The 12,644-nt window shown below is 49.7% G+C and carries 12 protein-coding genes and 1 pseudogene; 1 reads left to right on the top strand and 12 read right to left on the bottom strand.

Going from position 1 to position 12,644, the window contains the following annotated elements:
* Positions 1-56: 56 nt before the first annotated feature.
* The 11 genes from G5182_RS03200 to kbaZ all read right to left on the bottom strand — a co-directional run bounded on the left by G5182_RS03200 (position 57) and on the right by kbaZ (position 10,722).
* The gene (locus tag G5182_RS03200) at positions 57-1,103 is read right to left on the bottom strand and encodes a glycoside hydrolase family 88/105 protein (RefSeq protein WP_421230731.1); all 1,047 of its coding nucleotides are present in this window, start codon (positions 1,101-1,103) and stop codon (positions 57-59) included.
* A 15-nt stretch (positions 1,104-1,118) separates the two neighbouring features.
* Positions 1,119-1,874 carry a 2-dehydro-3-deoxy-D-gluconate 5-dehydrogenase KduD gene (kduD, locus tag G5182_RS03195; protein WP_213393752.1) on the bottom strand — a complete coding sequence of 252 codons (756 nt, stop codon included), beginning with the start codon at positions 1,872-1,874 and terminating at the stop codon, positions 1,119-1,121.
* A gap of 65 nt (positions 1,875-1,939) precedes the next feature.
* On the bottom strand, positions 1,940-2,770 hold the full coding sequence (kduI, locus tag G5182_RS03190) for a 5-dehydro-4-deoxy-D-glucuronate isomerase (protein ID WP_421230732.1): 831 nt from the start codon (positions 2,768-2,770) through the stop codon (positions 1,940-1,942).
* 169 nt (positions 2,771-2,939) lie between these two features.
* On the bottom strand, positions 2,940-3,380 hold the full coding sequence (gene agaF / locus G5182_RS03185) for a PTS galactosamine/N-acetylgalactosamine transporter subunit IIA (RefSeq protein ID WP_167566946.1): 441 nt from the start codon (positions 3,378-3,380) through the stop codon (positions 2,940-2,942).
* A gap of 61 nt (positions 3,381-3,441) precedes the next feature.
* A complete protein-coding gene (locus tag G5182_RS03180; RefSeq protein ID WP_216951762.1) occupies positions 3,442-4,344 on the bottom strand; it encodes a PTS system mannose/fructose/sorbose family transporter subunit IID in 903 nt (300 codons plus the stop codon).
* On the bottom strand, positions 4,334-5,098 hold the full coding sequence (gene agaW / locus G5182_RS03175) for a PTS N-acetylgalactosamine transporter subunit IIC (RefSeq protein WP_421230733.1): 765 nt from the start codon (positions 5,096-5,098) through the stop codon (positions 4,334-4,336). Before agaW ends, G5182_RS03180 begins: the two co-directional genes overlap by 11 nt.
* Before the next feature lie 49 nt (positions 5,099-5,147).
* Positions 5,148-5,648 carry a PTS N-acetylgalactosamine transporter subunit IIB gene (agaV, locus tag G5182_RS03170; protein WP_216951764.1) on the bottom strand — a complete coding sequence of 167 codons (501 nt, stop codon included), beginning with the start codon at positions 5,646-5,648 and terminating at the stop codon, positions 5,148-5,150.
* Positions 5,649-6,039: 391 nt separating this feature from the next.
* Entirely contained in the window at positions 6,040-6,894 is an 855-nt protein-coding gene (locus G5182_RS03165) for a tagatose bisphosphate family class II aldolase (protein WP_421230734.1), read from the bottom strand.
* Positions 6,885-8,084, bottom strand: coding sequence for an N-acetylglucosamine-6-phosphate deacetylase (nagA, locus tag G5182_RS03160; protein ID WP_421254179.1), 1,200 nt, complete (start codon positions 8,082-8,084; stop codon positions 6,885-6,887). The genes G5182_RS03165 and nagA overlap by 10 nt, the downstream gene beginning before the upstream one ends.
* Positions 8,085-8,220: 136 nt before the next feature.
* Positions 8,221-9,414, bottom strand: coding sequence for an SIS domain-containing protein (locus G5182_RS03155; RefSeq protein ID WP_216951767.1), 1,194 nt, complete (start codon positions 9,412-9,414; stop codon positions 8,221-8,223).
* A 12-nt stretch (positions 9,415-9,426) separates the two neighbouring features.
* Positions 9,427-10,722, bottom strand: coding sequence for a tagatose-bisphosphate aldolase subunit KbaZ (gene kbaZ, locus G5182_RS03150; RefSeq protein WP_216951768.1), 1,296 nt, complete (start codon positions 10,720-10,722; stop codon positions 9,427-9,429).
* 279 nt (positions 10,723-11,001) lie between these two features.
* On the opposite strand from kbaZ, the gene G5182_RS03145 reads away from it, so the two are divergent.
* Positions 11,002-11,808, top strand: a complete 807-nt coding sequence (locus G5182_RS03145) for a DeoR family transcriptional regulator (RefSeq protein WP_216951769.1) — start codon at positions 11,002-11,004, stop codon at positions 11,806-11,808.
* A 191-nt stretch (positions 11,809-11,999) separates the two neighbouring features.
* Here the strand turns inward: G5182_RS03145 and G5182_RS03140 are convergent.
* Positions 12,000-12,644, bottom strand: a pseudogene (locus tag G5182_RS03140) (IS3 family transposase); the annotation flags it as partial.

Genomic DNA, 12,644 nt, shown 5'->3' with positions numbered 1-12,644 from the left:
AACCCAGCCAACTGAACTGGGTTTTCATATCATTGCAACTTATGTACGCCACGACACTATATGAGTTGCATCACCTCTGTGGCAGCAAGCAAAAATACGCCAGCACCATAGTCAATATTATGGTCTCGCTGAACATCACGGGGATTAAATGCAGGCAACTGCACCCAACCCATCATGCCATTTTCATGAATGCAACCGAGTAATGCTTGCCAGGATGAAAGTACAGATGGGAGGTACTCATCACGAGCCAGAATCCCCTGATTGATCCCCCAGGCCAAACCATAACAAAACAATGACGTTGCACTGCTTTCTGGAGCGGGGAAATGCTCCGGATCAAGCAAACTGGTACGCCAAAATCCATCCGGCTGTTGATAACGACATATTGTCTTGGCCAAGCCGCAAAACAGTGTCAAGTAACGTTCCCGTGAGGGATGGTCATCAGGCATTCGTGCTAGCAAGCGAGGGATACTGGCCAGTACCCAACCCACCCCTCGACTCCAGAAAACCAGCTCTCCATTTGCTTCACGCAACTCCCCCCCTTTTCCATCAGGGATATAGCGATGATCACGAAAGAAAAGGCCGGTTTGTGGATCAAATAAATGATCCACCGCATCCCAAAATGCAGGCTCCATATAATCCAGATACTTGTGATCACCTGTCAGTTGGGAGAGCCCAGCAAACACGGGGGGGGCCATAAATAAAGAGTCACACCACCACCAATCCTGACGGCCAGGAGCAGGTGACTCCAGCATCAAATCGAGGGCCTTGATGGTCGGCTCCAGCGCTTCAATCTGGTTGACCAATGGATAGACATCCAGGTAGGCCTGGCAGCACACGTGATCATCAGCAAATCGTGGGTTGGGGCCGGCCCGAAAGCCGGTATGCAGGGTGTAGTTCATCACCCCGTCCAGGTACTCAGTGTCATCCGTTGCTTGCCATGCATTCGCAACACAAGACCAAAATACCCCCCGCTCCCAATCTGTATCTTTAATAAATCGAACCTTGCCACTACGACGAATCACACTACGGGTCTGATGGGCCGCTTGATAGCGATATACACGCTTCATCGCTGCCAGCACCTCAGCTCTAGCTACTGATGACATAGTCAGCTCTCCTTATCAACGAGCCAGCCAGCCGCCATCAACGGCCAATGTGTAGCCGTTCACATAGTCACTGGCAGCAGATGCCAAGAATACCGCAGGGCCAGCCAGATCAGATGGTGCACCCCAACGATTCGCTGGGATCCGTTCCAATATTGCGTTGTTACGAGCCTCGTCTGCACGTAAAGCAGCTGTGTTATCTGTTGCCATATAGCCTGGCGCAATGGCATTAACATTAATGCCGTGATGAGCAAGTTCAGTGGCCAGAGCTCTCGTCAGACCCATTACCGCAGACTTACTGGCTGTATAGGAAGGAACTCTCACACCGCCCTGGAACGAGAGCATTGAGGCAATATTGATGATCTTGCCACCCCGACCTTGTTTAACAAATTGCTTGGCTACCGCCTGTGACAAGAAAAATACCGTCTTTTGGTTGATATTAATCACGTCATCCCAATCCTTATTTGTAAACTCGAGAATATCCTGACGGCGAATAATACCAGCATTATTCACTAGAATATCTACACCACCCATTACTTCGACAGCTTCTGAGACAATTGCACCCAGCAAGTCCTGTTGCATCAAATTTGCTGTGATGTAGTGAAATTTCCGGCCCATTGCTTCAATGGCTGCCTGTGTCTCAGCAGCAGGTTCGTAACCGACACCAACGATATCAGCCCCAGCCTGCGCAAGACCCAATGCCATGCCCTGTCCAAGACCGGTATTACAGCCGGTCACCATAGCGACTTTACCCATGAGATCAAACATGTTCATATTTCTTCCTGCGACAAGGCGGATTGGCTTGCGTCAAGCAACCCGCATAAATTAATTGGTAGGGTTTACTTCAAATCACTCATGGCAACATGATCCATATCGTGGAAAGTCTGGTTTTCACCGACCATGCCCCAAATGAAGGTGTAAGCCGAAGTACCGACACCAGAGTGGATAGACCAACTCGGACTGATTACCGCCTGTTCATTACGTACCACCAGATGCCGAGTCTCCTGAGGTTCCCCCATGTAGTGGAAAACCAGGTTGTTCTCACTCATATCAAAATAGAGATAAACCTCCATGCGGCGTTCGTGGGTATGACAAGGCATGGTATTCCACAGATTGCCTGGAGCGAGTTCTGTCATTCCCATCAGCAACTGGCAAGTCGGCAGTACCGAAGGATGCAAGTATTTATAGATGGTGCGAACGTTACAATTTCCCTGACTTCCCAAAGATTCCGGAGCAGCCTCTTCACGAGAAATTTTGCGTGTCGGATAAGCATGATGAGCCGGAGCACAATTAAGATAAAAACGTGCAGGATGCTCCGGTTTTACGCTAGAAAATACAATTTCACGCGCCCCCATGCCAACATAGAGAGCCTCACGAGCACCAATCTCAAAAGTCTTACCATCAACAGTCACCAAACCTGGCTCACCGATGTTGATCACACCCAACTCACGACGTTGTAGAAAGAACTCAACCCCGATCTCCTTCCCACCTTCCAGGGAAAGAGGCTCACCAAGCGGTACAGCGGCACCAACGATGATACGGTCTATGTGACTATAGGTAAGATTGATTTTATTCTGCTGGAACATCTCTTCGATCAGAAAATGGCGACGCAGGCCACTTGTATCTAAGTGTTTCGCATGTTCACTGTGTATGGGTTGACGAATTTCCATTTTAAAACCTCAAGTTATAACCACAGCCACTGACATCGATGAAAATAACTAGCCATCAGTGCATTACTGACTGTTCATTCATGACAAAGAAGTCGTGAAAACTAATTCCTTATAATGCAGGGGCAAACACCTTATAAGACTCCCACGTAATAATGAATGAAGAGCATTATTAAAGACCCTCTTCCTCACTAATGCACTCCTCAACAATGGCAGCCTCCAGTGCCTTTCTCATATCCTGAATTGTACTTTTACCAATATCTTGAAGAATATCGACCAGCTCATGCAATGATGCACCGTCACGTTCAAATGCGGCATTTGCAATCATTGGTAAGTTAACCCCAGACAATACCTCTACCTGATCAGAATCCATTAAAATGACGGATGCTCGATTTGCTGGTGAACCGCCAGGAATATCTGTTAAAAACAGTACGCCATCGTCAGAGTTAACTTCCTGAGCTGCATTTCTCAGAGCAGTCTCCAAATCATCCGTCGACATGGACTCGACAAAGTCGACGAAGCGCATCTGCTCCGGCTCCCCCACAATCGCTTTCATTGCAGACTGCATTCCGGATGCAAAGTTGATATGTCCAGACACTACAATACCGATCATGTAATTTATCCCTCTTAAATAGGTGGGGGATATCCCACCCCATTAGTATTTATCAGCGTATTTAAATAATCCCAAGGTAATGCCCGACTACCCCAGCGGCCAATGTTGAGAAAATAAGCACTGGTGGCTTCGCCCAGAACCCGGTCCCCTTAACCATCTTGAACATAAAAAATACCAATGCTAACGGCAATAGATTAGGCATGATTTTGTCAAACAACGAAGCTTGAAGCTCTACCGTTTTACCACCGAGCTCTAAGGATGCTGTCGTCTGTAACTTGATAAATGTTGCCGATAGTGCGCCGATTACGAAAATACCCATGATATTGGCAGCTTTTGCCAACTTTTCTGTTGCATCACTCATGTTTACCATCGCTGCAGTACCAGCACGGTATCCCATGAACATCAAACCAAAATAAACAAAAAAGTGCACAATCTGATACAGCAGGAAGAAAACAAACGGACCAGCAATCGATCCTTCAATGGCAATCGACGCCCCCAGTGCTAATGTCAATGGCATCAACGTCATGTGGTCGATCGCATCGCCAATACCACCGGTAGGGCCCATACCAGCCACTTTCATTACGTTGACAGTAGACGGTTTTTCTTTATTCTCTTCCATTGCGATAGCTGTACCTAGCAGGAAGGTAAATAATTTCGGACTTGCATTGAAGAACTGCAGATGATTTTTCAATGCTTTGGCTAGATCATTTCTATTATTACCATGAATCTTTTTTAAAGCAGGAATAATGGAGTACGCAAAACCACCACCCTGCATTCGTTCAAAGTTGAAGTTGCCCTCCATAAACAAGCCACGTAAAGAACAGATCCACAAATCTTTCTTGGTGATGACTTTACGTACAGCGGTATCTTCATAAGCATCGATATTATCTACCAATGAATGATTTTTTACTTGAGATGCCTCGACATTGTTCCTCAGTGGAGACATTGTAATATCAGATGCCATCTTCAAATTCCTCTGCTTGCTTGTTTGAGTTGGTATTTCCACTAAAGAAGTAATAAAGTGCTGCGGCAGATGCGCCCAAGATTGCAACAGCCATGATTGGCAACTTCAAGTAGGTTGTCATTACAAAACCGATAAAAAACACCCCTGCAACTTCTTTGGACCACATGATTTTTAGCAGCATGGCGAAACCAATCGCTGGTACCATCTTGGCACCAATCCCTAGCCCTTCTAACAATACCGTTGGTGCATTTTCATCAATCCAGGTTGCACCATGTTCACCAAAATAGACTGTAGCAAATGCGACAACAGCGTATAGCATTGAGCGAAGTGAAATAGTCGCTATCAGTAATCGATCGATACCAGATGCATCACCTTGTTCAGCGTAACGATCCGCCTTACCCATAGTGAAAGAAGTCAATGCAAAGAAACCAATCACTAACATCTGCATCAGGACCGCGATGGGCATCCCGACACCCATAGCCACTTCTGCGGATTGACCAGTCATCACAGCAAATGCGACTGCTGCGATGGTGCCCATTGTGACATCAGGTGGCTGAGCACCTGCGTTAGGTACCAATCCTAACCAAGCTAACTCCAGAGTAGCCCCCGCAACCAAGCCAATTTGCATATCCCCCATAATCAATCCAACTACCGGACCGGTTATAATCGGGCGGTGGATATTTAGTGCGACATCATATTTATCGATACCACAAAAAAATGCCCATATTGCGACAAGCATAGCTTCGAAAAACATGCTTAATTCCTTTTTGAAAGTAAATGTAAATATATCTTATTTTTTAATGTCAGGCGGCGCCGTTAACCAGTTCAAAGATATCCAATGCGTTTTGATCAGGTGTATTTTGAACCGTGCAACATACCCCCTTTTGGGTCATGCTCTCAAATGCTTTAATATCATTATCATCAACAGACACTGTTTTTGCGATTTGCTTCTTGCCTTCATGATAATGCATATTCCCGATATTGCAGTGGGTGATCGGAACCCCTCCCTCTACCAAACGAGCAACATCTGTCGGGTTATTACAAAGAATAAATATTCGCTGTTTATCTGATGCATTATGAATCACATCAATTGTCTTTTTAATAGTAAAAAATCTAACTGCATATTCTCCACCTGCGGAAGCTTTCATACCAGCTTGCATAAAGGCAGCATTGGGGCCTTCTGCTGCATCATCATTAGCAACAAGAATCAGATTCGCCTCTGTGTGTTTACCCCATGTGATACGAATTTGTCCGTGTAACAAACGTTCATCAATCCTAGTCCATACAATATTTGGAGTTGTCATATATTTCATTCCTATGTTATAGGCATACCGGCATATATGCAGGCAACACACTAAGCCATCTGATTAAATTAACTAGCAACATCATTATGCTTGCAGGCACATACCTGATGTCGTTATTCGTCCCCGCCGCACTAACTGTGTTTTACTTAGCTTAACGCCAGTCCAGACATTAATAAATTGAAAGAAAACGAAAATGAGATCGCTTTCACGAAGTTAATAAAAAGACATCGAAAGAAGGAAGCCTCCCCAATGCTTTTTCTAACTGGTTAATTTCTTCTATAAGAATGCATCTCACTTGCGGCTAGTAAACAGATGAATCCAGCTCATTGCAGCACGTTAATAGACGTCAACAAACGGATATACATCGCAGGCAATAGATAACCTATCCAAATCAAATACGGTTCTCACTCATACACATACGGATTTTCGCCTCGACAACTTCCTCCATGGCGGCCATGGCGGGCACCAGATACTGGCGCGGGTCGCTGGCATCCGGATGAGAGCCAAGGAAGGCTTTCATCGCATCGGCGAAGGCGATCTTCAGTTCGGTCGCAACGTTGACCTTGCAGATCCCGAGTTCGATGCAGCGGCGCACATCGGCCTCCGGTACGCCGGAGGCGCCGTGCAGCACCAGCGGAATATCCACCTGCTCGCGAATGGCGGCGAGGCGGGCGAAGTCGAGGCGGGGCTCCTCCTTGTAGAGGCCGTGGGCGGTACCGATGGCCACGGCCAGCGAGTCGATATCGGTGCGGCGGACAAACTCTGCCGCCTTGAGCGGGTCGGTAAATTTGGCGTGAGCGGCATCGACGATGAGGTCATCCTCCTGACCGCCCAGCTGACCAAGCTCCGCTTCGACGCTGGCGCCCATGCGGTGGCAGAAGGTCACCACGCTGCGCACCTTCTCGATGTTCTCTTCAAACGGAAAGTGCGAGGCATCGATCATGGCGGAGCGAATACCCGCTTCGACCTTGTTGTGGATGTCCTGCTCGTCTTCGTGGTGATCCAGATGCAGCACCAGCGGGATACGGTACTCATGGGCCGCGGCCTGACAGATGGAGACCAGATACTCGACCCCGGCATGGCGATAGGTACCCGGGGTGCCAGCCAAAATCACCGGAGATCGCATGCGAGCGGCGGTGCGGGCCACAACCTGCACGGTTTCCAGGTTGTGGATGTTGAAAGCCGGTACGGCGTAGCCGCGGCGCTGGGCATCTTTGAGCATTTCATGGGAAGAGATCAAATACATAGTGACTCCTGAGCGTCCTGATTGACGCGAGATCCTGAGAAAAGGGAGGAGAGCTCGGTCGGATTTATCTCCCGGCCAGCCACCCAGATGTGTTGTTGAATGAGTTCAGTGGTGAGGGCGAGCAGGTTGGCCTGTTTGCCAACTGCCAGTGAACCGAGATGATCGGCAATGCCGAGCATCTTTGCTGGTGCCAGCGAGGCCATTGCGATGGCTTCATCGAGCGGCACATCCGCCAGCTGCACCATGTTGCGTACGGCGCCAAGCAGGGTGAGGGTGCTGCCCGCCAGACCGCCGGTTTCAGTGCGTACCACGCCGTTTTTCATCTCGACCCGATAGTTGCCAAGCAGATAGTGACCGTCGGGCATACCGGCAGCGCGCATCGCATCGGTGACCAAGAGCAGGCGCTGGCCAGCGCAGCAGTGACAGAGCTTGAGCACGCTCGGGTGTAGATGATGGCCATCGGCGATCAGCTCCAGCCAGGCTGCGGGATGGACAAGGCCCGCACCGACCATGCCGGGTTCGCGGTGGTGCAGGCCGCGCATGCCGTTAAAGCAGTGCACCAGCCCGGAGGCGCCTGCCGCCAGTGCCGCCATGGTGGTGTCGTGATCCGCCGCCGAGTGACCCAGCATTACCCGCACGCCGTTTGCGGCAAGATGGTGAATGGCCGCGATGGCGTTGGGCTTTTCCGGTGCCAGCGCGACCACCTTCAGGCTGCCGCGCGCCAGCTGTTGCAGGTGGGTCAGTTCGGCAATATCCAGCTCCCGAAACAGCGCCTGATCGTGGGCGCCCTTGTTGTCCGGCGTGAAGTAGGGCCCTTCGAGATAGCAGCCGAGCAGCTCGGCGCCCGGCATGCCGCGGGCAACGCTATCGGCAATGCGAGCAAGGGCTTGCTCTATCTCGGGGAGTGGGGCGGTGACCGTGGTGGCAAGAAAAGCACCGACTCCTTCTGCCGCCTTGGCCATCGACAAGGTAGCCAAGGCATTGCCATCGCTATCCATGACATCGACGCCAGCTCCGCCGTGGACATGACCGTCGATCAGCGCAGGCACCAGCAGCTCGACATCAAACCCCATATTTTCTTGAGAGAGAGAGCCTATCGCCGTTATCCAGCCATTCTCATGCTCTAGCCAGCAGGCCTCTCGCCAACCTGTTTCGGTTAACAGATGGCGCGCCCTGATCCGCTCGACCATTAAAGATCCTCCCCTGTCGGGTAATTAATGCCATCATTCCTGACACCGCCTGAATAAAGCTTTCCCAACTCTGAACGCATAGAGTAGGTCCATACTCCTGTGAATTGGAACCAGTTCACAGATGGATAACTTTGCTTCAGTAAACTGTTGCACATGACGGTTTACTCAAGTTCTGCTCGGGATACGGATAGATTGTGACCCCCTGCACGACTCGATTAACACGACCGCTCGGACATGGATTATCCGGATTGATACCAAGCATCATGGATGTATGGAATGCGTAGAACTGGGCATAAAGCAGGTAACAAAATGCCAGCTCTGCATCATCGCCGCGCTGAGTCTGTGGAAGGTAAATATATTCACCAGCCTCAATCCGATTGTCAGGAATATCGGCCAGGGCAACAACTCGTGCAGCAACACCATCACGACGCAGCTCATTTAACAAATCAAGGTCATATTGTCGTGTATAGGGATCATTGGAGATCATCTGCACGATTAAAGTATTGCTATCGACCACTGATTTTGGTCCGTGACGAAATCCGGTAGGAGAATCGAACATGGCAATCAACCGCCCACTGGTCAGCTCCAGCAACTTAAGCGCTGCTTCTTGTGCAACACCCTGCAGACTGCCACTACCAAGATAGATAACTCGTTGTGGGAGTGGTTCATTCCATGCAGGCACCGTTTGAACGACCTGTTTCAGGATGGCCTCACTGACGCCTGCCAGTGAAGTGCAAGCATGCTGGTTGAACCGTTTCGGCAAAAATACAGTCAAGCAGGTCAACATCATGCTGGTGAGACTACTTGTCATGGCAAAACTACGATCATTGGTCTGAGGCGGCATCAACAGTGCCAGTGATCGACCCTCCTTCTGACAACGCTGATATAGTTTCCCTTCAGCATTGCAAGTGAGAACCAAGTGGTAACATTTGCTTACCAAACTGCTAGCCAAATCAACAGCTGCCACACTTTCAGGACTGTTTCCCGAACGGGCAAACGAAACAAGTAACGTCGGGGTATCTTGGTCCAGATACTCTTTTGGATCAGTAACAATATCTGTGCTGGGGATCGACTCCACTCTACCGTTAAGACGTGCCGATAAATAAGGGGCCAACGCACGCCCCGCAAAAGCAGATGTCCCTGCGCCGGTCAGAATAATTCGCAGATTACCTTGCATTAGTAAGGGAGTAATAAACTGATCTATGGCGTTTCTTTCCTTATCGACCATGCCTAATGTTTCTAACCATGTCGCAGGCTGTTGTTGAATTTCACTCGCAGTAGCAATTCCTTTGGCTGCGATTAATGTTTCTTTTTCATAACCAAGAATCATGACTGTAATACCTCACATAGCCATTTCAGGCTGGGGACAGCAAGCCCGAGAATAGTGCCGCAGCACTTCCTGAACCTGATCAAGAATCAGACTGTGGGGATCTGCAGAAAGCAGCCCCTCACGCACTTTTTGATATTGGATTGGTAGATACTGACTCAGCAGTGGCAATGGAATTTGCTCTTGTTCAAGATTGGCCAACAGACAGGCATACGCTTCATCTACCCGCTGCTCAGGCCAGTAGTAACGAATCCGATCCGAATAGCTGTAACCTCGAGCCAGACGTCTGTCATTAGGACTCCCCTGATAGTGGCTTTGCCAATATCCAGGCTGCTCCAACATGGTCTGCTCGAGCACATCACGTAGTCTTGAACAAGCACTAGCAGTCACTAATTCCGATTCAATAGCGGCCAATGAGAACAACGCTTCACGCAAAGCAAACGTGAGTGCAGGCCCGACCTTGAGAATTGCAAAGTGATCACGTACTAACTGCTGGTAAGCCTGAGGTGTTTGATAATCCGTCGAGTGGGCTTCAAACACCATGTGGGGGTATTCCTTGATCATCAGACTCAAGCCAATAGCCTTGCCACTTTGATAATCAACCACTCTCGTATGATCAAATTCAACGCCCGGCTGCACGACTAACGCAATGACCCGTGACCATACATCCCCCAAACCTTGACGAGTAAAGGCCGCTCGATGTGCTTCCAATGTATAACGCGCAGCCTGAGGTGTTGTTACCGCAAGTTCTGAGAGATCTTCATGCGCCCCACCAGGAACGGGGACTTCGGTGCCAATTACATAAATCAGGTCGCAGCGCCCAAACTTCTCGTAACAAGTACGCTCAGCGACTACCGCAAGCCTAGCTGCACGTTCGGCAACCACTTCATCACTGAGTGATAAAGGGTCATCGGAACAAGCCATACTGCAGTCAAGATGGATTTTTTTGAAACCTGCCGCCACATATGTGGCAATAAGCGTTTCTGCATGTGCCATGGCTTCGGAAGCAGAAAGTCCCTGCCATCGATTTGGACCCAAGTGATCGCCACCAAGGATCACCATCTCACGCTCAACACCACAGCGATCTGCCAACTGGTATAAACGTTCGCGAAAATCTGCAGGTGTCATACCGGTATAGCCACCAAATTGATCCACTTGATTAGAGGTGGCCTCTACCAGCAGAACGTTTCCTTCTATCTTAGCCAGCGTTAATGCAGCTTCCAGCACTAACGGGTGAGCAGAACATACCGAGGTGATGCCAACTGCTTCCCCATTCTTGTTTCTTTCTATTAACTGAGCGATACCTTTCACTTCTCCTCCAAGGCCATCGAAAAACTAGCAGTGACATTTCATTTCTTTTCTAAAAAGATAAACCTGACGAAAACGAAATGAAATGAAATGACATGTTTTTTATGAGCCAGATCACGAAAAACAAAAGGAAAAGAAAGGGCTTTGACAGAAGTGATTTTTTTGTCACAAAGCGCAAGGCCAAGACTTGATTTGGATTGTCCACTAAGCGTTAATACGCAAAATGCAATAAAGTGAAAGTCCATGTGCAGACAGGACAACTAATACGGACAGAGCGGAATAATGCAAATTACCGAGAAAAGTACTATCGGCACCAGTGAACGCCGTGAGCGTATCATCCAGCAACTACGTAGCCATGGCAGCGTACAAGTCAATGACTTATCAGCACAGTTTCAGGTATCTACCGTCACCATTCGCAACGATCTGGCATTCTTGGAAAAACAAGGGATTGCTGTACGCGCCTACGGGGGCGCTCTGTTGTGTGAACCCAATCAGGCCGTCCCCGAGCGAACCATTGCCGACAAAAGTGTGCTCAACACGCCGGTCAAACAGCGGATCGGCGCGCTGGCAGCCACACTGGTACAACCCGGGAGTCGACTTATCCTCGACTCGGGCACCACGACGCTGGAGGTGGCTCGTCATCTGCGCGAACATCAGGAGATCCTGGTGATGACCAACGGCATGAACGTGGCCAATGAACTGCTAGAGGCGGATGGGATCGAGCTGCTGATGACCGGCGGCCACCTGCGCCGCAAATCACTCTCGTTCTATGGGGCACAGGCCGAGCAATCCCTGCAAAACTATCATTTTGACCTGCTGTTTCTCGGGGTGGATGGCATCGACCTAGAACGCGGTGTTAGTACCCATCACGAGGATGAGGCGCGCCTTAACCGTTGCATGTGCCAGGTTGCAAAAAAAATCATTGTAGTCACCGACTCCAGCAAATTTTTCCGCTCCAGCCTACACAGGATCATTAATATTCAGCGAATTCATACTCTAATCACCGATGATGCCCTGCCACCAGAACTACTAACAGGTTTGCATGATGCCGGGATCGAGGTTCTGCTGGTACCGGCGGATCCCCACTGATCAAAGCAGCATTACTTTAGCCTCCAAACACCACGGTCAGGGTCATACCGATACTCATACGGTCACCTCTGGCGAGTAACCGTAAACCGGGATAGCCGGCTAGGTGATGGCCATTTGCGACTTGGCTCTGGGGCTTCAGACAGACGAAGCAACTCCCCTCATCGGGCTGGTAAAGCATCAGGATGTAGTGGTCAACTAAATCCGGACACTTGGTTAGGCCGTTCTTCGGCTTTTGCTGGCGGTATCCCATTATTGTGGTGATGTGGACGCCGCCAGTTGTAGTAATCCATCAGGTAATAACTGATATCCCGCTTTGCCTCCCGCACGCTCATGTATCCCATAGCCGGGAGCCACTCTGACTTCAGGCTTCTGAACAATCGCTCCATCGGGGCGTTATCCCAGCAGTTTCCACGCCGACTCATGCTCTGGGTCATGCGATAGCGCCACAGTCGTTGCCGAAATGACCGACTGCCATATTGGCTGCCCTGGTCGGAGTGAAACAGCACGCCAGATGGGCAACCTCGTTGCTGATATGCCATTTCCAGTGCTTTTATTGCCAATTCTGCATCAGGTTTATCAGACATCGCCCATCCCACGACTCGCCGGGTATGCAGATCAAGAACCGCTGCCAGGTAATACCAACGGCCACCTGCCAAGACGTAGGTGACACACCTGATTGGGTTGATGGACCTCAAATTCGCGGGCCAGCAGATTGGGAATGTCCGGTCGTTCAGACCGAGCGACCTGATAGCGATGAGTGCCCGGTTGCTTGGATACCAGACCGGCTTCCTTCATCAGGTTACGTACTTTGAATCGACCAATCTGATACCCCAACT

Origin of the sequence: Aeromonas sp. 600948, from assembly GCF_049174875.1 — a bacterium.
Lineage (GTDB): Bacteria > Pseudomonadota > Gammaproteobacteria > Enterobacterales > Aeromonadaceae > Aeromonas > Aeromonas veronii_A.
This window is presented reverse-complemented; position numbering and strand designations above follow the sequence as displayed.

What these genes read in the sequence shown, in the direction of transcription:
- G5182_RS03165 (WP_421230734.1), bottom strand. Translation starts at nt 6,894, where the DNA reads ATGTATTTGATCTCTTCCCATGAAATGCTCAAAGATGCCCAGCGCCGC.
- agaF (WP_167566946.1), bottom strand. Translation starts at nt 3,380, where the DNA reads ATGATCGGTATTGTAGTGTCTGGACATATCAACTTTGCATCCGGAATG.
- agaV (WP_216951764.1), bottom strand. Translation starts at nt 5,648, where the DNA reads ATGACAACTCCAAATATTGTATGGACTAGGATTGATGAACGTTTGTTA.
- agaW (WP_421230733.1), bottom strand. Translation starts at nt 5,098, where the DNA reads ATGTTTTTCGAAGCTATGCTTGTCGCAATATGGGCATTTTTTTGTGGT.
- kduI (WP_421230732.1), bottom strand. Translation starts at nt 2,770, where the DNA reads ATGGAAATTCGTCAACCCATACACAGTGAACATGCGAAACACTTAGAT.
- G5182_RS03145 (WP_216951769.1), top strand. Translation starts at nt 11,002, where the DNA reads ATGCAAATTACCGAGAAAAGTACTATCGGCACCAGTGAACGCCGTGAG.
- G5182_RS03180 (WP_216951762.1), bottom strand. Translation starts at nt 4,344, where the DNA reads ATGGCATCTGATATTACAATGTCTCCACTGAGGAACAATGTCGAGGCA.
- G5182_RS03155 (WP_216951767.1), bottom strand. Translation starts at nt 9,414, where the DNA reads ATGATTCTTGGTTATGAAAAAGAAACATTAATCGCAGCCAAAGGAATT.
- nagA (WP_421254179.1), bottom strand. Translation starts at nt 8,084, where the DNA reads ATGGTCGAGCGGATCAGGGCGCGCCATCTGTTAACCGAAACAGGTTGG.
- kduD (WP_213393752.1), bottom strand. Translation starts at nt 1,874, where the DNA reads ATGAACATGTTTGATCTCATGGGTAAAGTCGCTATGGTGACCGGCTGT.
- G5182_RS03200 (WP_421230731.1), bottom strand. Translation starts at nt 1,103, where the DNA reads ATGTCATCAGTAGCTAGAGCTGAGGTGCTGGCAGCGATGAAGCGTGTA.